This window comes from Cryobacterium sp. M23 (assembly GCF_002929655.1).
GTDB classification, from domain to species: domain Bacteria; phylum Actinomycetota; class Actinomycetes; order Actinomycetales; family Microbacteriaceae; genus Cryobacterium; species Cryobacterium sandaracinum.
Genome location: NZ_PJJV01000050.1, coordinates 1 through 20,442 on the forward strand (window position 1 = coordinate 1; position 20,442 = coordinate 20,442).

The 20,442-nt window shown below is 65.5% G+C and carries 14 protein-coding genes, 1 tRNA gene and 1 pseudogene; 4 read left to right on the plus strand and 12 right to left on the minus strand.

Features of this window, described 5'->3' with window-relative positions:
* Positions 1 to 557 precede the first annotated feature (557 nt).
* Positions 558 to 647 (minus strand) — tRNA-Ser (locus CXY82_RS02760).
* A gap of 121 nt (positions 648 to 768) precedes the next feature.
* Between CXY82_RS02760 and CXY82_RS02765 the strand changes: the two genes are divergently transcribed.
* Both CXY82_RS02765 and radA read left to right on the plus strand, forming a co-directional pair.
* On the plus strand, positions 769 to 1,710 hold the full coding sequence (locus CXY82_RS02765) for an SGNH/GDSL hydrolase family protein (RefSeq protein ID WP_233199171.1): 942 nt from the start codon (positions 769 to 771) through the stop codon (positions 1,708 to 1,710).
* Between the two features lie 9 nt (positions 1,711 to 1,719).
* A complete protein-coding gene (radA, locus tag CXY82_RS02770; protein WP_104169582.1) occupies positions 1,720 to 3,084 on the plus strand; it encodes a DNA repair protein RadA in 1,365 nt (454 codons plus the stop codon).
* Positions 3,085 to 3,205: 121 nt separating this feature from the next.
* Here radA and CXY82_RS02775 read toward each other — a convergent pair whose 3' ends face one another.
* From CXY82_RS02775 to CXY82_RS02800, 6 genes are all read right to left on the minus strand, one after another.
* Entirely contained in the window at positions 3,206 to 4,801 is a 1,596-nt protein-coding gene (locus tag CXY82_RS02775; RefSeq protein WP_104169583.1) for a GGDEF domain-containing protein, read from the minus strand.
* Positions 4,802 to 4,957: 156 nt separating this feature from the next.
* Positions 4,958 to 5,383, minus strand: coding sequence for a dehydrogenase (locus tag CXY82_RS02780; protein ID WP_233194158.1), 426 nt, complete (start codon positions 5,381 to 5,383; stop codon positions 4,958 to 4,960).
* Between the two features lie 88 nt (positions 5,384 to 5,471).
* The gene (locus CXY82_RS02785) at positions 5,472 to 6,104 is read right to left on the minus strand and encodes a hypothetical protein (protein WP_104169585.1); all 633 of its coding nucleotides are present in this window, start codon (positions 6,102 to 6,104) and stop codon (positions 5,472 to 5,474) included.
* 139 nt (positions 6,105 to 6,243) lie between these two features.
* Complete coding sequence (locus CXY82_RS02790) at positions 6,244 to 10,980, minus strand: ExeM/NucH family extracellular endonuclease (protein ID WP_104169586.1); 4,737 nt, start codon at positions 10,978 to 10,980, stop codon at positions 6,244 to 6,246.
* Between the two features lie 204 nt (positions 10,981 to 11,184).
* Entirely contained in the window at positions 11,185 to 11,691 is a 507-nt protein-coding gene (locus CXY82_RS02795; protein ID WP_104169587.1) for an amino-acid N-acetyltransferase, read from the minus strand.
* Positions 11,692 to 11,921: 230 nt separating this feature from the next.
* Positions 11,922 to 14,447 carry an ATP-dependent Clp protease ATP-binding subunit gene (locus CXY82_RS02800; protein ID WP_104102410.1) on the minus strand — a complete coding sequence of 842 codons (2,526 nt, stop codon included), beginning with the start codon at positions 14,445 to 14,447 and terminating at the stop codon, positions 11,922 to 11,924.
* Between the two features lie 176 nt (positions 14,448 to 14,623).
* Here CXY82_RS02800 and CXY82_RS02805 point away from each other — a divergent pair, with 176 nt between their 5' ends.
* Both CXY82_RS02805 and CXY82_RS02810 read left to right on the plus strand, forming a co-directional pair.
* A complete protein-coding gene (locus CXY82_RS02805; RefSeq protein ID WP_104169588.1) occupies positions 14,624 to 14,854 on the plus strand; it encodes a hypothetical protein in 231 nt (76 codons plus the stop codon).
* Positions 14,855 to 14,914: 60 nt separating this feature from the next.
* Positions 14,915 to 15,154, plus strand: a pseudogene (locus CXY82_RS02810) (GMC oxidoreductase); the annotation flags it as partial.
* Here CXY82_RS02810 and CXY82_RS02815 read toward each other — a convergent pair.
* The 5 genes from CXY82_RS02815 to CXY82_RS02835 all read right to left on the minus strand — a co-directional run bounded on the left by CXY82_RS02815 (position 15,094) and on the right by CXY82_RS02835 (position 20,412).
* On the minus strand, positions 15,094 to 16,236 hold the full coding sequence (locus CXY82_RS02815; RefSeq protein WP_104169590.1) for a glutathione-independent formaldehyde dehydrogenase: 1,143 nt from the start codon (positions 16,234 to 16,236) through the stop codon (positions 15,094 to 15,096). The pseudogene CXY82_RS02810 and the gene CXY82_RS02815 overlap by 61 nt on opposite strands.
* 383 nt (positions 16,237 to 16,619) lie before the next feature.
* The gene (locus CXY82_RS02820) at positions 16,620 to 17,573 is read right to left on the minus strand and encodes an aldose 1-epimerase family protein (RefSeq protein ID WP_104169591.1); all 954 of its coding nucleotides are present in this window, start codon (positions 17,571 to 17,573) and stop codon (positions 16,620 to 16,622) included.
* Between the two features lie 47 nt (positions 17,574 to 17,620).
* On the minus strand, positions 17,621 to 18,559 hold the full coding sequence (locus CXY82_RS02825) for a glycoside hydrolase family 43 protein (RefSeq protein WP_104102419.1): 939 nt from the start codon (positions 18,557 to 18,559) through the stop codon (positions 17,621 to 17,623).
* 54 nt (positions 18,560 to 18,613) lie between these two features.
* The gene (locus CXY82_RS02830) at positions 18,614 to 19,363 is read right to left on the minus strand and encodes a carbohydrate ABC transporter permease (protein ID WP_104102706.1); all 750 of its coding nucleotides are present in this window, start codon (positions 19,361 to 19,363) and stop codon (positions 18,614 to 18,616) included.
* Between the two features lie 125 nt (positions 19,364 to 19,488).
* A complete protein-coding gene (locus CXY82_RS02835) occupies positions 19,489 to 20,412 on the minus strand; it encodes a carbohydrate ABC transporter permease (RefSeq protein WP_233199173.1) in 924 nt (307 codons plus the stop codon).
* Positions 20,413 to 20,442: the final 30 nt, after the last annotated feature.

Genomic DNA, 20,442 nt, shown 5'->3' on the forward strand with positions numbered 1-20,442 from the left:
GGACTTCCTGGTTCTCGCCCTACGTCAAACGGCGGACTTGCTCTGAGCTACTGGCCTCAACTCACCCTGACACGTAGGGGGTTCCTGAACTTGAGTTGTCGTCGAGAGAATGTGTACGACCCTTGAAGCTGGGTATGCCCGCTTCCCTTGTCTCGTATGGGTCGCACAACTTCTGGACACCTACACATTCCGACGAGGGTAAATGTGTAGGGGTGTGTATTTGGGAGACATCGGCCGAACAACACATGCCCCGACACATTGGGCGCGTCGAGACCGCGTCTCTCCATGCGCTCACCGGCAGCGCACCCCTCGCCGTGACCGATGCGAGGACCTTGAATCGGCCGCTCTCGAGCCGCCGCAGTCCACCATGGAGGTCGTCGCCAGGAAGGGTACGGGCTACGCAGTTATGTGGTTCACCACTCACCACATGCCTCAATTCGCACTTGCTCACACCCGCGCACAGATGTTCCGTTACCGCTGCGTTACCGCTGGGCAAATCCAGGCAAGAAAAAACCCCCTGCTTCCCAATGAAACACTGGGCTGCAGGGGGTTTTCTGTGGCGGTACCGGTGGGATTTGAACCCACGGTGGAGTCTCCCCCACACAACTTTTCGAGAGTTGCACCTTCGGCCGCTCGGACACGGTACCGAGGAAGAGTTTAGTTGAAATCGGGGGCCTTGCGCGAATCGCGGCGGCGAACATCCGTGTCTGAACGGCCCCGAACGGCCCTGAACGACGAGAACCCAGCACGAAGCGGTATTCTCACCGGGTGATCACCGCGAACCACAGGCTCCGTTCCCTTGCCCTCACTGCCGGAACCCTGGCCACAGCGGCCGGCCTCGGCGCCGCCGCCGTGGTCAACTACCGGGGCTTCCAGCGTCGCATCGCCGAGAGCTCGGTGATTCTCAATGAGACCCTGCCGGTGCACTCTCTCTGGTGGCGCGCCCGCGCGAAAGACAAGGGCGAGCTGATCTACGCCGTCATCGGAGACAGTGCCGCGCAGGGGATCGGGGCGAGTTCCCCGCACCGCGGCTATGTCGGAATCCTGACCGACCACATCCGTCTCTCCACCGGCCGCTCGGTGCGCGTGGTGAACCTGAGCGTGTCGGGCGCCACCGTCGAAATGGCTGTGCGCGACCAGCTGCCCACGTTCGTGAAGCTCACCCCTGACATCGTCACGGTCGCGATCGGCGCCAACGACATCGCCCTCTGGGACGCCGCCGTCTTCGAGGCCGGCATCCGGCAGGTCTGCGCGGCGCTGCCCCCGCACGCCCTGGTCGCCGACCTGCCCTGCTTCCACCTGCCCCGCAACGAACGGATGGTCGCCGTCGCCAACCGCATCATCCGCCAGGTGGCCGCGGAGCACCAGCTACGCGTGGTACCGCTCCACGCCACGACGAAGCGGCTCGGGCTGCGCAGCGTCGCCACGCACGTCGCGGGCGACCTGTTCCACCCCAATAACCGCGGCTACCGGGCCTGGGCCGAGGCGTTCGTTCCGGCGCTGAGCGCTCATCTGGTGCGGGGCATCCGGCCTGCCGACCTGGCCGGGCCGGATGCCCCCAACGCGCCTGCCGGCCTGCCCTCATCGGCACACGCGGCAGCCGGCCTGCCCTTGGCCGTGCCGGCCGGCCGGCCCTCCCCCACGCCGGAACCCGCGTCGACTCCGGTGGCGAACACTTCGGAATCGGGTGGTGTCAGCGGCCCGAGCTAGGCTCGCAGAATGGCCAGACCCGTTTCCTCCTTCCGCTGCACCGAGTGTGGCTGGACCACCCTGAAGTGGGCAGGCCGCTGCGGCGAATGCCAGCAGTGGGGCACCGTGGTGGACACCACCGTGAAGGCGAGCCTGGCCCGCGCGCTCAAGCCGGCCAGCGTCACCGGCGCGGGCGTTGCCCGCCCGATCACCCACGTCGACACCACGGCCGTCTCGCACTGGCCCACCGGCATCGCCGAGTTCGACCGGGTGCTGGGCGGCGGCATCGTGCCGGGCTCGGTAATCCTGCTCAGCGGCGAGCCCGGCGTCGGCAAGTCGACACTGCTGCTCGAGGTGGCCTCCAAGGCAGCGGCTGCCAAGTCCCGCGTGCTCTACGTCAGCGCCGAGGAATCGGTCAGCCAGGTGCGGTTGCGCGCCGAGCGCACCGGGGCGCTGCAACCCGAGCTGTACATCGCCGCCGAGACCGACCTGGCCACCATCCTCGGCCAGATCGACGCCATTCAACCCAACCTCGTCATCGTCGACTCGGTGCAGACGGTGGCCAGCTCGCTCTCCGACGGCCTTGCGGGCATGCCCAGCCAGGTGAGGGAGGTGGCCTCCACGCTGATCCGGGTGGCCAAAGACCGCAACCTGCCCATCCTGCTCGTCGGGCACGTCACCAAAGACGGCTCGATCGCCGGCCCCCGCCTGCTCGAACACCTTGTCGACGTAGTGTGCCAGTTCGAGGGTGACCGGCAGAGCGCGCTGCGCTTCGTGCGGGCGCTCAAGAATCGGTTCGGCTCGACCGACGAGGTGGGCTGCTTCGAGATGACCGGCGACGGCATCGCCGAGGTGCCCGACCCGAGCGCGCTGTTCCTCAGCCGCGGCTCCACCCCCGTGTCCGGCACCTGCGTCACGGTGGCGCTCGAGGGCCGCCGGGCGATGCCGGTCGAAGTGCAGGCTCTGGTGATCAAGACCCAGGCCCCGAACCCCCGCCGCGTCACCAACGGGGTGGACTCCTCACGGGTGGCGATGCTCCTCGCGGTGCTCGAGCGCCGGGCGAGCCTGTCGGGGCTGGGCAGCATGGATGTCTACGTGTCGACCGTAGGCGGCATCCGTCTCACCGAACCGGCCGCCGACCTCGCCATCGCCCTCGCCATCGCGTCCGCGTTCAAGGACAAGCCGATCGCTCAAGGGGCCGTGGCGTTCGGCGAGATCAGCCTCGCCGGCGAGGTGCGACCGGTGTCAGCGGCCAAGCTGCGCGCAGCCGAGGCCGCCCGGCTCGGCTTCACCATCCGACTCGATGCCGAGGCCGGCGCAATCGGCACCGCGGTCGCCGCGGCGATCGCGACCGGCCAGTCCGCACGGGACGCCGAGCTCGACCGCGCGTTCTAGCAGGGAGCATCCGGCGCGGGCCGCCACGGATGTCCCGGGCGAGCGGCAGGTTCGGGTCACCGGGGTCTCGACGAGCTCAACCAGCGGGCGCTCGACCAGCGGGAAGCCCGACCCACCGTGATCATCGGGCCTCGAGCAGTTCCGCCTCCGGGGTCGACGTGGAGACGATGGCGGCGTGAACGACCCGATTGCGACCGTCGCGTTTGGCCACGTACAGACGCACATCGGCGGCGCGCAGCAGGTCAGAGCTCTGCTGGCCGTCGGCAGGCGCCAGGGCAATCCCGAGACTCGCGGTCACCGGCAGGGCGCCGGTGATCGGCGACCAGTCGTGATCAGCGATCGAGCGGCAGACCGCCTCGAAACGCCGGTGCGCCTCGGTGGCGTCAATCCCCGGCATGATCAGGAGGAATTCCTCGCCGCCCAGGCGTGCGGCGATGCCGTCGGCCGCGGATGCCGCAGCCGCGATCAGGATGCTGCCCACCTCACGGAGCACAGTGTCGCCGACCTCGTGCGACAGGGTGTCGTTGATGCGCTTGAAGTGATCGAGGTCGACCATGGCGATGGCCACGCTCGGCCCACCCTCGCGCAGGCGCATCAACGCGGCGCTGAGGTGCTCGTCGACGAACCGGCGGTTGTGCAGCCCGGTGAGCGGATCGCGCTCAGCCAGCTCTCGGTACCGCTCGCTCTCTCGGCGGGACTCCGCGGTCTGGAACATGGCCTCGAGGATGCGCCCGCGCGACTCGTTCTCGCTCGCACCGAGCGCCTCGGACTGTTCGTGGAAGTGCCGGTACGCCTCGAACGCGGCGCGAAAATCGCCGTTGGCCGCATGGATCTCGGCCTGCTCCCTGGCCGCTTCCGTCGACCAGCGGGTGAGCCCGAACCGCTGGGACAGCTCGCGGCACCGGTCGATGACGGTCTGCGCTCGGACCAGCTTGCCCTGCGTGCGATAGATCTCGGCCAGCGTGACCAGGGCCACCGCGGACCCGTCGGGATGCAAGTTGCCCACGGCCGGGTCCATAGCCGGCAGCAGCTTCGCTTCCGCCTCGTCCAGCCGCCCCGCCGTCAGATAGACGCGCGCGACCGTGTCGAGGGCGTACATGCCGATCTGCCGGTCGCCCACCTCGGACAGGCCGATCAGCTGTTCCACGGCCGCGAGGGCCTCGACCTGGTTATGGGCCAGGTACTCGGTGTAGGCGAGATTGTTCAGGATGTTGTAGCGGATGATGGTCTCGGGGTCATCGATCACGAGGCGGAGGGCATCGTCGTAGCGGCGGCGCGCCTCGTCGAGGGACCCGGCCGAGCCCAGCGCGTCCGCCAGGCACTTGCGGGCGGCTGCACGCATGAGTGGAACCTCCGACTCCTCGAGCAGGTCGTTCGCGGCGACGGCGTGTTCCAGGGCCAGGGCGCGGTCGCCCACCATCTCGAACACGGAACCGAGCACGTCGTGACAGCGCGACTGCAGGGCGAGCTCGCCGTGCTGCTCCGCCCAGCTCAAGATCTGTTGCACGTCAACGGCGCTTTGACTCGGGTCGCCGCGACGGATGCGCACGGCCGCGACGACAACCTGCAGCCGTCGTGCGGTCGCTCCGTGCTCCCCGTCGCCGAGATCGGCGAGCCAGGCCTCGGCGTCCTGGAGGGCGACATTGCGATCGATCCAGTACTGTCGCTCGATGCCCGCGAGGCGGGCGTCGGTCGGATCCTGTTCGGTCCCCACCACTCTGACCTGCTCCCTGACAGGCCGAATGCTGACCGTGAAAAGTCCGTCGGATTCCGCTTCGGGAGCGGGCCGAACACTGTCTAGCGCCAGCCTAGCGCGGGCCGACTACGTGGCCGGGTGTCTGGGGACCCCCAGCCTGAGGGGGTCAGTCGGGCGCTACCGGCCGGTTTTGCTCGCGCCGAGTTCTTCCTCGCCGGGCAGTGGGCCGAGGGCGCGCATCAGGTCCGCCGGTGCGGCCTGCATGACATGGGGACCGGCGACGTCGAAGAACACCATCTCGAGCACCTGCTGGTGCACGGTGAGGAATTCGCGAAGCCACTGCGCGTCGCCGACCATGATCTGCGGATCGATCTCGTCGGGAACCATGCGGGCGTAGTTCTCGGCGGAGGAGAAGAGCAGCAGCATCCGTCGGTCGGTGCCTTCACGGCCGAAGACCCGCACCTGTTCCGCCTGCCCATTGACGACCAGCTGCGGCACGATCATCACGTCGTTGCGCAGGGCATAGGCCACGGCGACCACATCCTGAGCGGCCAGAGCGGCAGCGAGGGCAGGGGAATTCGTCGGTGGAGAAACGTCAGTCACGGATTCCATTTAACCAGTTGGCGCGGTGGTGTCACGACGAATCCGACCCTTCGCGGGCACGCCACGAGCGAACGGCGGCCGGGCCGGTTCAGGAGAGGAAGAACTGCTTCGGATTCGCCGACTCGATGCCGTCGACGCTCACGGTCAGGTTGTAGGCCGCTCCCCCGGCCGGCGCGGCATCGCGGCTGGCTTCGCCGCAGGTCTCCGGGTTCGAACGGGTGCGGTCCCAGGCGATCGCTTCGCCGGAACTCACGGGTTCGTCCGGCTGCAGGGTGACGTCGGCGTCGCCTGCCTCCTGCTGGCAATCGGTCGACGTCCAGTAGACATCCGTGCCGCTCGACACCGTGAACACCTGCGTCGCCGTGCCCGCGTTCAGCACGCACGGCACGTCGCCGATGTTGGTGACGCTGAGCGAGAGCATCGGCTGCGCCCCCGGTTCGTAGCTGACCGCGTCGGTGGTCGCTTCGATCTGCACGGATGCGGGGTCGCACGCGGCCGGGTCGGCCGCCGGGTCGGAGGCGGAGACCCCCGCCCCGGCAGCCTCGGCCGCGGGCGTCGGAGTGCTGCCGGGCACACCGGGGCCGGCGGCCGGGCGCACGATGGACGAGATGACCAGGATGAGGAGGGCGAGCACGATGAGCAGGCCGAGGCCCACCACGAGACGACGGCGCCAGTACACCTTGCTGGACTGGGGGCCGACCGGATGTTTGATCGTCGACATTACCCAAGGCTAACGAGGTATACCGGCGCCCCCGGCAATGCTGTGCGTGTCGAGCGCGTGTCGGGCAGGAAACGCCGAACCGGCGCGGCCGGCCTCGAGAGGCTCGGTTCCGCGCCGGTCCGGTTTGCTCCGGGCGGTCCTACCGGCCGCGCGGCGCCTTGTCGACCCTGATCTCGGTCCAGCCGAGCACGATACCGGTCTCGTCCTGCACGACCAGCTTGTACTTGCCCGCACGGGTGTCGGCCGGCAGAGTCGTGCTAACCTCACCCTGCGCGTTCACCAGCAGCCAACCGCCCAGGTTCTCCACCGGCTTGGACTGCAGCGACACGGAGACGAACTCACCGGCACGCGCCCCTCCGACGTCGACCGTGACCGGAGCACCCACGGCATACGTGGCCGCGTCCGTGACGATCGCGTTCTTGAGCGCCTTGGTCAGCGCCTTCGGACTGGCGGCGACCGGTTCAGTCGTCGGCGGAACCGGCACAACGACCGTGATCGGCACCCGCACGATCGTGCCGGACTCCGTGGTGGTGAGTTCGACCACGCTGTTCGCCGCGGCATCCTGCGGAACCGTGACGGTGACCGTCGCCGCACCCGTTGCGTCAACGGATGCCGTGCCCAGGCCGACATTGCTGCCGGCCCAGACCAACGACAGCGCCGTGTTCTTCGGGGCGCCGAGCGAGCTCAAGTTCAGGTTGCCCACGGTGAACGTGACCGAAGCGCCGCGTTCGACCGCCACGGTCGGGACACCGGTGACACTGGCCTGGCGGGTGGCGAACGACGGTGTCAGCGGGCTCTTGGCCGTGATGTAGGAGATCCACGCGTCCCGGTCGACGAGACCGGAGTCGCGCGTGCCCGTTCCGTTCTTGAACTCCCGAAAGTTGTCGCCTCCGGTGAGCAAGAAGTTGAACGAGCCGACCCGGTAGGAGCGCGCCGGGTCGATTGCCGAGCCGTCGATCCAGATGCCCGTAATGCGGTCACCCTCGGTCCGGCTCGCGTCGAACGTGTAGTTGACGTTGTCGGAGAGGCCCAGCTGCAGGTACGGACGGCTCGGAATGTTGCCGGCCGCGTCACGTTGCCACTGCTGCTCCAGAACCGTCTTGAACTGGGCCCCGGTGAGGCTGGTCGTCCACAGGTTGTTCAGGAACGGCAGCACCGCGTTGGCCTCGGCGTAGGTGACGACGCCGTCCGGTGCGAGTAGCAGCTCGGCGCGCATGCCGCCGGGGTTGACCACGCCGATTTCGGCGCCGCCCTTGAGCGGGTCAGCCAGCGATTCGCGCAGCGAGTTGGCCACCAGGGTGCCCATCACCGATGGTGCGGCCCGGTTCTCCGCGCACGGTGCGGTGCCACCGAGGCAGGCGCGGGTGATGTCGGCGGTGACGGAGCCGATCGGCTGGTTGCCGATGACGGCCGCCTGGGCGAGCGCGGCATCCGTGATTGTCTTCACCAAGGCGACCCGCGGGTAGGCGGCGACCAGGGTGGCGTCGGCGGTGACCGAGCGCTTGACGTTCTGGTTCTTCACGGTCGTGGTGTCACCGGAGGCAATGTCGTAGTTCAGCACGACCTGGCCGATGTTCTCACCGTAGTTACCGGTCTGAAGCACCGGGCGGGTGACGCCGGCGGGCGCACCGGGCAGCTGTGCGTTCCACGCGTATTGCTTGTGCGTGTGGCCGGTGAAGATCGCGTCGACTTCGGCTGAGGTCTGCGTGACGATCACTGCGAACGCACTGTCGGTGAGGGCGAGTTCCTGCTCGAGGGTCGCGTTGTCCGGCGTTCCGGCGCTGGCACCCTCGTGGTACTCGGCGATCAGCACGTCGGCTTCGCCGTTGGCCGGGTCACCGTCGGTGAGCTGGGCCGAGACCCGGTTGACCGCGGCTACCGGGTCACCGAAGCTCAGGCTCGCGATCCCGTTCGGCGACACCAGCGCCGGGGTCTCCTTGGTGACGGCGCCGATCACACCGACCGAGACGCCGTCGACGTCGAAGATCGCATATTCCTGCATCGCCGGGGTCGTCGTTCCGAGCAGGTAGACGTTCGCGCCGAGGTACTCGAAGTCGGCGGCGTCGGCGACGCGCCCGGTGAGGTCGGCGAAGCCCTGGTCGAACTCGTGGTTGCCCACGGCCGAGGCCTTGAGGCCGAGCGCGTTCAGCACGTCTATGGTGGGCTTGTCGCCCTGCGACGCCGAGGCGAACAGGGAGGCGCCGATGTTGTCACCGTCGGAGAGGAACAAAGTGGACGCGTCTCCGTATTCCGCGCGGAGCTGCTCGATCGTTCCGGCGAACCTCACCGTGTTGCCGTCGATGCGCCCGTGGAAGTCGTTGATGTTGAGCAGGTTGATGTCGACGTCGGTGGGGCTGGCGAGGTCCAACCCGACGATCGCCGGGTCGTGGTCCGACGAGCGGAACGCGTCGGCCACGTAGAAGTCGGTGACGTTGTTGTTGTAGCGGCTGTACTCGAGCGCAACGGACTCGACCGAGTTGATGTTCCAGACGTCCACATCGGTGACCGCGGCATTCGCCTCGGGCGACGCGAACACGTGGTCGAGCGAGCCGACGGTGCCACCGAACGCGTAGGTGTACTCGCCGGTCTTGGCCTCCTGGCTGAGGTAGCCCGCGTCGGTGATGACCTTAATCGGGTCTTCCTGGTCGTAGGCGTTGAAGTCGCCGGTGAGGAAGACGCGCGCGATGCCGGTACTGGTCTTCAGCGTGTCGGCGAACTTGACGAGCGCGGTCGCCTGGTTCACGCGGGACAGGTTCGAGGCTCCCTGGCCGTCGCCGGTGTTGGCGTCGGCGCCGGTTCCGGAACCCTTCGACTTGAAGTGGTTGACGATCGCGAGGAAGCTGCTGCCGGCGTCGCCGACCAACTGGAACGCCTGGGCGAGCGGCTGGCGGGCGTTCACGAACGCGGCGTCGTCGAAGATGGTCGATCCGCCGACGGTTTCGACCGCGGCGGTCTTGTAGATGAATGCGGTGCGGATGACATCTTCGCTGGCCGGGAGGGCGGCCGGTGACGGTACGAACGCCCAAACCGGGCTGCCCGCGTCGGTGTTCAGGGCGGTGACGAGGTTGGCGAGGGCGAAGTCGCGGTCCTTGCCGAAGCGGGCCGAGTTCTCGATCTCTTCCAGCGTGATGACGTGGGCGTCGAGGGCGTTGATCGCCGAGACGATCTTTGCCTGCTGGCGCTCGAAACTGACCTGGGTGGCCGCGCCGCGGGCGTCGCATCCGCTGTTGACCGTGATCGGCGTGCCGGCCCGGTCGGTGTAGTAGCTGCAGCCGGTGATCGAGTCCCCGGTGGTGGCGAAGTAGTTGAGCACGTTGAAGGTGGCCAGACGGATGTCGCCGCCCACCGATCGAGGTGCCGCGGTGCGGGTGTCGGCGAAGGTTGCGGGCTGCACGGCTGCGGCAGTCGCAGGCACCAGTTCGGTGGTCGGCTGGAACTTCCAGGCACTGTTGCGGAAGTCGAAGATGACCGGCGTCGCGAACGTGACGGCCGCACCGATGCGCACCGGGCTGGTCGTCGAAAGGTAGGGGACGGGCTTGTCCTTGTTGATGCTGGACAAGAAGTTGGTGGTGGCGCCGTCGTCGAGGGTGACCGCGCGCGCCTTATTGCCGGCGACGGCCGCGGTGTACGCGTCCGTTCCCGGGCGGGCGGTGACGGTCGGGCCGACGAGCGGGGTGGTTCCGGCCGCGAGGCCGATCTCGCCGTACTGGTTGGTCGCGTAGTTGTTGGTGACGGTGAAGTCGCCCTGCGGGGAGACGAGCATGCCCTCGAGAGACTCACGTGCGGCATCCGTTGACGGGAGGCCGACCGTGGCCGGCACCGGCCCGACGATCCCGGCCTTGTCCAACGCGGTCACATCGCTAAGCGCGGTGATCGTGATCTGGGTGAGGCCGAAGAACTCGCTCGCGGTGCCGGTGACGGAGACGTAGTCGCCGGCCGTGACCGGGGCGGCCAGTGCGTTCGTGTAGACGAAGAGGCCGTCGGACGCGGTGTGCGTGGTCAGGTCGACCGCGCCGCCGGTGCCGGGGGTCTGCAGGTAAAAGCCTTTGAAACCGCCCGTGGGATATGTGGCGGTGACGACGCCGGTCGTCGTGACGACCTTGCCGGTCTGGGCGCCGGCATCCGTGGAGCCCTGGATCTCGTTGATCGCAAGGGCGGCGGCAGGCACGGGCGGAGTCGTCGCGGTGGGCGTCGGGGTGGGCGTCGCGGTCGGGTCGACCGGGGTCGCCGCGGTCTCGCCTGCGGCGTTCGTCGGGGTGGGAGCCGCGACGATGAAGTCGGCCGAGTTGACGTCGGTGTCGAGGCCCGTGGCGCGGGTGAGCGCGGTGGTGACGGATGCGGCGGACGCCACCGTGGTCTCGAACGTGAGCGACGTGCCGTAGCCGAGTAGGTCGATGACGCCCGGGGCGTTGAGGAGGGATCCCGTGGCCGGGGCCGTCAGCTGCGTGGCCTGGCTGGCGAGGAAGAGGGTTCCGCCTCCGCCGCCGAAAGAGAAGCCGAGGGTGGCGTTGGTGGTGGGCAGCGCCGCGCCGCTGGTCGAGTTGGCCGTTCCCTGCACCAGGTAGTACCCCTTGGCGGGGATCGAGCCGCTCAGTGCAAGCGTGCCGGACGGGTTTGCCGCGCCTGTGGCCGACCGATACTGCAGCGAGGTGCCATCGAGGGAGACGGCAGCGTCCGTGGGGTTGTAGAGCTCGACGAACTTGTTGAGGTAGGTCGCTCCCGTGCTGCCGCCGTTCAGGTAGGCCTCGTTGATCACGACCCCGGTGCCGCCGACGTCGGCGAAGGCGGGCAGGGCCACCAGGGGGCTGGCGACCAGCCCCACTCCGAGTAGAGCAGAAAAAGCCAGTTTCAGACGGCTGTTCGGTGCAGGCGACATAGTTTTCCTCAGCTATTAACGATCGACAGTGATCGCCATGCTACGGAGGCGGTGTTGCCAGTGCGCTACCTGCGAAGTAACAATCAGTGAATTTGGGCGTTTCGCTCGGATGAGCAGAAATCTCCAGAACGTCCCTCACCTGAGCGGCACCTGAACGGGTAGTCTCTCGCTGTCTTCTGCCCACTGCGGCCAGCTTCCAGACGGTCAGTCGAGCCGCTTGACCATCCGGGTGTTGCCGAGCGTGTTCGGCTTGACCCGGGCCAGGTCGAGGAACTCGGCGACACCCTCATCGTGCGAGCGCACGAGCTCGGTGTACACCTGCGGGTCGACCGTTTCGGAGCCCATGTCGGTGAAGCCGTGCCGGGCGAAAAATGGCACCTCGAAGGTCAGGCAGAAAAGGCGGCTGAGGCCGAGCTCGCGAGCATCCGCTTCGAGCCGGTCCATCAGCGCGTGGCCGACGCCATGGCCGAGCCGGTCGGTGGTCACGGCGAGGGTGCGCACCTCGCCCAGGTCCTCCCACATCACGTGCAGGGCGCCGCAGCCGATCAGATTGCCGTCGGCATCCTCGACCACCCGGAATTCCTGCACCGCCTCATAGAAGACGACGCTTTCCTTGCCGAGCAGAATGCGCTCCTGCACCAGCGGCGCCACGAGAGCCTGGATTCGAGGCACATCGGTGGTGCGTGCCCGGCGCACCAAAAACTCCTGCATTCGCTGCCCACCGATCTCTCTCGGTTCACTCACGCGAACCAACCAATCCAGTCTAGGCAGCTGTGGGGGGAGCGAATTCGACGGAGATTTTGCCGAATCTGCCCGTTTTGAGCCCGAAACAGGCCCGCAGGAGCAAAATCTCCGTCGAATTCGTCAGGGAGTCGGGGCCGGACGAGCACGAGACAGGGCCCGGCGGATGTTTCCGCCGGGCCCTGTCCAACGGGTTACCGCTACTCGCTGGTCACCGCGAGGTCGGGTGAGCCCGGCCCCGTGCCGATTGCGGCCGTGGTGTTGACGCCGACGGCTACGGCGGAGGCGCGCACCGTCGTGGTGAAGATGTACTCCCCACCCACGTAATCCACGTGCACGTGGTCGCCGGCGTTGAGCTCGCCCTGCAGGATCTTTTCCGACAGGCGGTCCTCCACCTCGCGCTGGATCGCACGGCGCAACGGACGGGCACCGAGTGCGGGGTCGAAGCCGACCTCGATCAAGTGCTCCTTCACGGCGAGGGTCAGGTCCACGGTCATGTCGCGGTCGAGCAGGCGCTCGCTCAAGCGCTTGATGAACAGGTCCACGATCTGGAGCAGTTCCGGCTTGGTCAGCTGCGGGAAGACGATGATCTCGTCCACGCGGTTGAGGAACTCGGGCTTGAAGTGCTTCTTCAGCTCCTCCTTCACCTTGCCGCTCATCCGGTCGTACCCGGTGGACGTGTCACCCTCGAGTTGGAAACCGACGGGCGCGCCGCTGATGTCCTTGGTGCCGAGGTTCGTGGTCATGATGATCACGGTGTTCTTGAAGTCGACGACGCGACCCTGGCCATCCGTCAACCGGCCCTCTTCAAGAATCTGCAGGAGCGAGTTGAAGATGTCAGGGTGGGCCTTCTCGATCTCGTCGAACAGCACCACGGAGAACGGCTTGCGGCGCACCTTCTCGGTGAGCTGGCCGCCCTCTTCGAAGCCGACGAACCCGGGAGGGGCGCCGAACAGTCGGGACACGGTGTGCTTCTCGCCGTACTCACTCATGTCGAGGGAGATCATGGCGGCCTCGTCGTCGAAGAGGAACTCGGCGAGCGCCTTGGCCAGCTCGGTCTTTCCGACGCCGGTGGGGCCCGCGAAGATGAACGAACCGCTCGGGCGCTTCGGGTCCTTCAGTCCGGCACGGGTGCGACGGATGGTCTTGGCGAGCGCCGAGATGGCCTCTTCCTGACCGATGACGCGCTGGTGCAGCGCCTTCTCCATGAAGACGAGCCGCGAGGACTCCTCCTCGGTGAGTTTGAAGACGGGGATGCCGGTGGCCTGGGCCAGAACCTCGGCGATCAGGCCCTCGTCGACGACGGCGGTCGTCTTGACGTCGCCGGACTTCCACTTCTTCTCGAGGCGCAGACGCTCGCCGAGGAGGTTCTTCTCCTCGTCGCGCAGGCCGGCGGCCTTCTCGAAGTCCTGCTCCTCGATGGCGGTCTCCTTGGCGGCGCGCACCACGGCGATCTTCTCGTCGAATTCGCGCAGCTCGGGCGGGCTGGACAGGATCGACAGGCGCAGGCGGGCGCCGGCCTCGTCGATCAGGTCGATGGCCTTGTCCGGCAGGAACCGGTCGGAGACGTAGCGGTCGGCCAGGTTCGCCGCGGCCACGAGAGCGCCGTCGGTGATCGATACCTTGTGGTGCGCCTCGTACCGGTCGCGCAGCCCCTTGAGGATATTGATGGTGTGGGGCAGAGACGGCTCGGCCACCTGGATCGGCTGGAAGCGGCGCTCGAGCGCGGCATCCTTCTCGAAGTGCTTGCGGTACTCGTCGATCGTGGTGGCACCGATGGTCTGCAGCTCGCCTCGGGCGAGGAGAGGCTTCAGGATGCTGGCCGCGTCGATGGCGCCCTCAGCGGCACCGGCACCGACGAGGGTGTGGATCTCGTCGATGAAGATGATGATGTCGCCGCGGGTGCGGATCTCCTTGGTGACCTTCTTCAGCCGCTCCTCGAAGTCACCGCGGTAGCGGCTTCCGGCGATGAGCGAGCCGAGGTCGAGCGAGTAGAGCTGTTTGTCTTTCAGCGTCTCGGGTACATCGCCCTTGACGATGGCCTGGGCGAGACCCTCGACGACGGCGGTCTTGCCGACTCCGGGCTCACCGATCAGAACCGGGTTGTTCTTGGACCGGCGGGACAGGATCTGCATGACCCGCTCGATCTCCTTCTCGCGCCCGATGACCGGGTCGAGTTTGTTGTCGCGGGCGGCCTGCGTGAGGTTGCGCCCGAACTGGTCGAGAATCTGGCTGCCCGCCGGACCGCTCGCCTGCTCGTTCGCGCCGACCTGCACCTGCTCCTTGCCCTGGTAACCAGAGAGGAGCTGGATGACCTGCTGGCGCACCCGGTTGAGGTCGGCGCCGAGCTTGACGAGCACCTGGGCGGCAACGCCTTCACCCTCGCGGATGAGGCCGAGCAGAATGTGCTCGGTGCCGATGTAGTTGTGGCCGAGCTGCAGTGCTTCGCGCAGGCTCAGTTCGAGAACCTTCTTGGCGCGCGGCGTGAACGGGATGTGCCCCGTCGGCTGCTGCTGGCCCTGACCGATGATGTCCTGCACCTGCTCACGCACGGCGTCGAGGGAAATACCCAGGCTCTCGAGGGCCTTGGCCGCAACTCCCTCGCCTTCGTGGATCAGGCCGAGCAGGATGTGCTCAGTACCGATGTAGTTGTGGTTGAGCATTTTGGCCTCTTCCTGGGCCAAAACAACGACGCGACGAGCTCGGTCGGTAAATCTCTCAAACATGTGATCGCTCCCTTGGCGCCAGGGCAGTTGTGGCGCCGATACATCGAGAGTAACGAGCGAACCCTGAAATGAGTGCCTCTGTTCGCCGCAGGCGTGACGGATGTCGTCGCGCACCGGCTCCGACCTCGTCACCTTCGGCCGATTTCGGAAGGTGTGGCGGGCGATCTCGACCGCACGTGGCGACCTCGTCGGCCGAACAGGTGGTGACCTCGGATGCGTTCGCCACCGTCTGGGAAGAGGCGCTGCGGCTCAGCCAGACGCAGGTCATCGCCGCGCTGCAGGCCGCCAGCTATGCCGACCGCATCATCCTCCTGGCCGATGGTCGCGTGGTCGATGACCGCGGCCGGTCCACCGCCGAGCAAATCGGCACCATGTTGCTGAGCATGGAAGCACTGTCGGCGCGGTGAGACGACGGAGGGCCGTGATCCGGGGCACCGACGGTCCGATGACGGTCGGGCCGCTGCCCCCCGGAATTGCGGGTGCACGGAATCGTCGGACTGCGTGTCGCAGACGCCTCGATTATGCCCGCGGCAATGTCCGGCAACACGGATGCCGCCGTCGTCGCCATCGCGGAACGCGCTGCTGCCTCATCCCGGGTAGCCGTGCGACGGCGCACGCGCGGATACCCAACGAAGGATCGGTTGGCCTACTCGGGCTTCAGGATGACTTTGGTCCAACCGTTGGTGCGTTCGCCAAAGTTCTTGTAGGCATCCGCGGCTTTGCTGAGGGGGATCTCGTGGGAAACGATCCAGGATGGCTTGGCCTTGCCCGCGGCGATCAGCTCGCGCAACTGCCGATTGTACTTCTTCACCGGGCATTGTCCGCTGCCCATGCTTTGACCCTTAAGCCACTGCAGGCCATAGTCAATGGCAAGTTTGCCCTGCTTGGCGTTATCGTCGAAGCCGCCGGGATCTGCCGGAAGGAAGACTCCGACAACGCCGATTCCCCCGGTGATGCGCACGGACTGGATAAGCCGATTCAGAGTCATGGCGGGATCTTCGGTGCCCTGGGGGTCGTGGGCCTGATAACCCACGCATTCACATCCCCGGTCCGCGCCGATACCCTTGGTCTGGTCCAAAACGAACTCAACCGGGTCCGTCTTCGAGTCATCAATGGCGATCGCACCGATCTGCTCGGCGAGGGCCAGCCGGTCAGGGCGTCGATCCACAACCCAAACTTTACTCGCGCCCTTGATCGTGGCGGACAGGGCGGCCATCAGTCCGACTGGACCCGCACCGTAAATCACGACCGTGTCACCGGGGATCACTCCGGCCATCTCGGTAGCGTGGTAACCGGTAGGGAAAATGTCCGACAGCATCACGTAATCGTTTTGCTTTTCTACCGCGTCTTCACCCAGGCGCAAGCAGTTGTTATCGCCGTAGGGCACACGCAGCATTTGGGCCTGCCCGCCGGGATACGGACCCATGCCAGCGAAGCCGTAGGCGGCGCCCGCGCCGACCGGGTTTGGTTGAGTGGTCATGCAGTAGTTCGTGAAACCGCGTTCGCAATTCTTGCAAAACCCGCAGGAAATATTGAATGGCAGCACGACCCGATCGCCGACCTTGACGGCGTCGACGCCGTTTCCGATCTCGATGACCTCACCCATGTTCTCGTGACCAAAGGTGCGCCCGACCTCGAAATCGGTGCGTCCCTCGTACATGTGCAAATCGGAACCGCAAATATTTGTCGCTGTGATGCGAACAAGAACGTCAGTGGGGCGTTCGATCTTGGCATCCGGAACGTCTTCAACGTTGACCGCGTTGGGGCCTTTATAGACGACTGCTTTCATTTCTTTCACTCCCTAAATTTTGACCATGAAAGACGGAAGTTCCGCCCTCACTTTCGGAGGTGCATTTACGGTGAATGTCCGGGCAGAGTCTCAGGCTGCGCGGAAAATGTGCATATCCCAGATCTATCACGATCGCACATGACCCGCCACTGCGAGGATGCGGCCGAATTCGGGTTGCGCGTTGCCCCCTGCCAGCGCCAGGGGTGCCTCGTCGACACCACGAGGTGGGCACCGAGGTGGGCACCGAGGCATTCTCTCTTACGACGGAACGGCCGCTAGCCGTTCGGCTATCGGGCGTTCAGCGACCCCGGCGTCAGAACGTATGTGAAATCGTCGGTCAAGCGCTAGTGTGCCGGTTTGGTCATTCGGCGACGCGAGTCGCGTCAATTCCGGAGCGGTCTGCATAGCTGGTCGATTGCACGAACCGTCCAGGAGGCGCGCGTTGAGCCGGATGGCTCAAGGACGTTCAGGTTCATTCCAGAGTTGAACGCATCCGGCGGACAGGTCATTGGTTCGACGGCGAGTCCAATTCTGTCGATCGAGGGTACTAATTGATCAGCCGTATGCACCTGAACCCACGGGCATTCGGGACCCCAGATCATTTCCACTCCACTGCCCGCGGTCGTCATCAATCGAAGTGTCGCCATGCCTTCATCGTCCCGGTCGAAGCCAGTGAATGCATGGTCGATGAAGGTGTCATCGATAGTCCGCGGCGTGCGGAAGTCAAACACGGCAAGATCACCAGCATCGAGATCACAGAGGTGAAGGGGAATGAGGCGGTCATGAGTCACGGTCAGGATTCGCTGGGCTGCGAGCTCCAGCGTCCAGTCGTTGACGCGGCCATCGCCGGCAACAAGGTACGGGTGCGGAGCGACGCCAAAAGGGGCGGCATTTGGACCGGCATTCACTGCCGTAACTGCCGTTCGAAGGCCACCGGCGTCAAGCGCAAAATCCACCTCCAGCGTCACCCGGTGGGGGTATCCAGGCTGCGCTTCGACGGTTGCCGCGAGGACGAGCCGATCGGCCGCCTGCCTGACCACTGCAAAGTTCAACCAGGACACGAGTCCATGGAGAGCGTGGCCCCTCGACGGCTCGGTGATGCTGAGATGTTGCTCGACACCACCGAATGTGTACTTTCCATCCACGACTCGGTTCGGCCACGGCGCCAGGATGGCGCCGCGAAAGAAAGGTCGCACCTGGTTGGCATCGAACGGCACGATGAGGTTCCGTCCGTGATATCGGAGCGATCGAACGCTCGCGCCGATACTCGCGATCGCGGCGGTGTAGCCGTGAGCCTCGAGAACGAATTGGGTTCCCGACAGCGGAGTGAGTGACATGCGAACACCATTCAGTGGAGATACAGGGAAGTTCACGCCCAATTGGGTTACTCGGGGGTCAGGACCCGAGGAATGTCGGCGTCCCATTCCGTCTCGGCAACGTGAAGTGCGCGGTACGTGTAGTCCGTGTCCCACCCGTGGAAGACGAGATAGTCCTTGCCATTCAGACCAAAGACCAGGTCTTGGCCACCAGGGCCGCGATATAAGCCCCCCGACCCTTCGGTCGAGAGGATCGGACCCGTTTCCTTCGTCCACGGGCCATCGATTGAGGCAGCCGTTGCAGCACCGACCGCATATCGGTCGTCTCCGTAAGAGTTAGCGGAGTAGAGCATCAGGAGTCCTGTACCTCGGACCACAATGGTGGGAGCCTCGATAAGGTTGCCCTCCCAATCCTCGGTTTGCTTCAGGATCCTGATGGGATCGCCCGTGATGCTGAGCCCGTCGGGAGAGAGCGTGGCCGCCTGAATCCAGGTGTCGAGGTCGCAACAGTTACCGTCATTTTTCCAGACGAGGTACAAGGCGTCGTCGATGAGCACGGTGCTTGCATCGATCGCGCCGCCTTCGTCTTCTGGACAGATGATCATGGCGTCGCTCTGAACGATGAACGGTCCGGCCGGGTCGCTGGCAGTGGCTACACCAATGCACTGCAGCGTTGGCGCAAAATTCGTCGCCGTGAAGTACATGACGAATGAATCATCGGCGAGTCTCGTCACCTCAGGCGCCCAGGTCTTTCCCGGAATAATCCAGCTTGGGAGATCCGGCAACGCGTCCGGTAACACCTCCCAATCGAGGAGATCGGTGGAGGAGGCGACCTGCACGTTGCGGTTGTTGTCGTTGGTGGCATACGCGAAGTACGTGCCGTCGACCTCCACCACGTCGGGGTCTGCGAAATTCGTGTTGAGTACCGCAGCGCCTGCTGCGGCAGACGCCGGAGGTGCCGAGTGCTCCGGAGCCGCCGTGCAGCCACTCACCGCGAAGGCGGTCATGATGGCTCCAGCCGCACACGCTACCGCTGCGCGGCGAGCAGAGGTCAACACGTGCTACCCCTTCACTCCGGAGCGAGAAACGCCCTCGATGATAAAGCGCTGGAGGAAGATGAACAGCGCCAGCACGGGCACGCTCGCGACAACCGCGCCGGCCATCAAAAGGTCGTAGCGCACCGCATTTGCGGACTGAAGCGTGGACAGTCCAGCTGGCAGTGTTTGTATCTCCGGGCTGAACAAGACGTAGACGGGCCAGAGGAAATCATTCCAGTTGCCGAGGAAGGCGAGCAGCGCGAGTGTTGCAAGTGCGGGTTTGGCGAGCGGCAGAACCACTTGCATGAAGATGACGAATCGGTTCGCCCCATCGAGCCGGGCGGCCTCCTCTAACTCGATCGGCAGGCCGACGAAGAACTGTCGCATGAAGAACACTCCGAATGCGGACGCCGCCGTGGGAATGATGATCGCGACGAGCGAGTTGAGCCACCCCAGTTCGCTCACGATGAGGTAGTTGGGAATCACCAGGATTACCGGCGGCACCAGCAATGTCGCGACGATGATGACGAAGACGAAATTCTTGCCGCGAAACTGCATTCGTGCGAGCGGATACGCCGCCAGTGACGCCGTGACGACGACGAGCGTGGCATTGAGGGCGGCTGCGACCATGCTGTTTGCGAACCATTGCAGCACCGGAGTCGCAGTCCCGGGAGCGAGGATAGACGCGAAAGCTTGCACGGAAATCGGATTGGGAATCCACGCCGGTGGAATAGCCGTTGCGTCAGCCCGGGTCTTGAAGCTGGTCACGATCATGAAGATGATCGGGCTGATGAACGCGATTGCGATCGCGCCGAGAACGACGACCCGAGTGATTGTGCCACTCCGTCGACGTGCACTGCGTGCACGGGAACCGGCACTGATCCTGGTCGTGAGAGCGTTCACGAGCGCACCTCCTTCATGAGCTTCTTGGGCTGTTTCTCGCGAAAGATGTAGAAGACAAAAGCACTGATCGCCATGAGGAATACGGTCAGTACATAACTCATCGCTGCGGCGCTGCCCATCTGAAAGTTGCGCAGACCCGCGTCGGCGATCTGATATATGGCCGTGCGCGTTTCACGTCCGGGGCCGCCCTGAGTCATGAGATAGGACTGGCCAAACATGTTGGCGGATGCAAGAAGGGTGATGATCGTGATGAACGAGAGGATGGGCTTGAGCCCGGGGATCGTCACGTGCAGGAACTGCATCCACGGTCCGGCCCCATCCACACGTGCGGCTTCGTAGAGTTCAATCGGGATGTCCTGAAGGCCGGCAAGGTAGATGACGGCGTTGAATCCGAGCGTCCACCAGACGGTCACTCCCACGAGCGCGACCCAGGCCGCGGGCGTCGTTGTTGTCCAAGCGGTGTCATCCGGAAGTCCTAGGAGTCCCAGATAGTGGTTCACCAGCCCGATGTTGTTGTCGAGCAGGTATCGCCACAGCACCGAGATGACGGCGACGCCGAGTACGTAGGGGGCGAAGTAGATTGCTCGGAGAAAGTCCCGTCCGGGAAACTTCCTGCTCATGAGTAGGGCGACGGCGAGCGGGACGATCAGGAGCAATGGCACGCTGAGTACCGTGAAGATGCCGGTGGCCCGCATGGACCCCCAGAACGGGCCAAAAACCGTTGATCCGGGTGAGAACAAGGCGACGTAGTTGTCGAGGCCGACAAAGGGTTTGTTCGGCAACGTGTAGTCCCAGGAATGAAGACTGATCCACACCCCTAAAACTGCCGGGAGGATGACGAAGCTGCCAAACAGAAGCAGGTAGGGGGCAAGAAATATCCAAGGTGTGGCTATCCCCTGCCGCCGAGTGCCCGCTCGCACTCTACGATTCTTCTGCGACTCCGGGTCGGA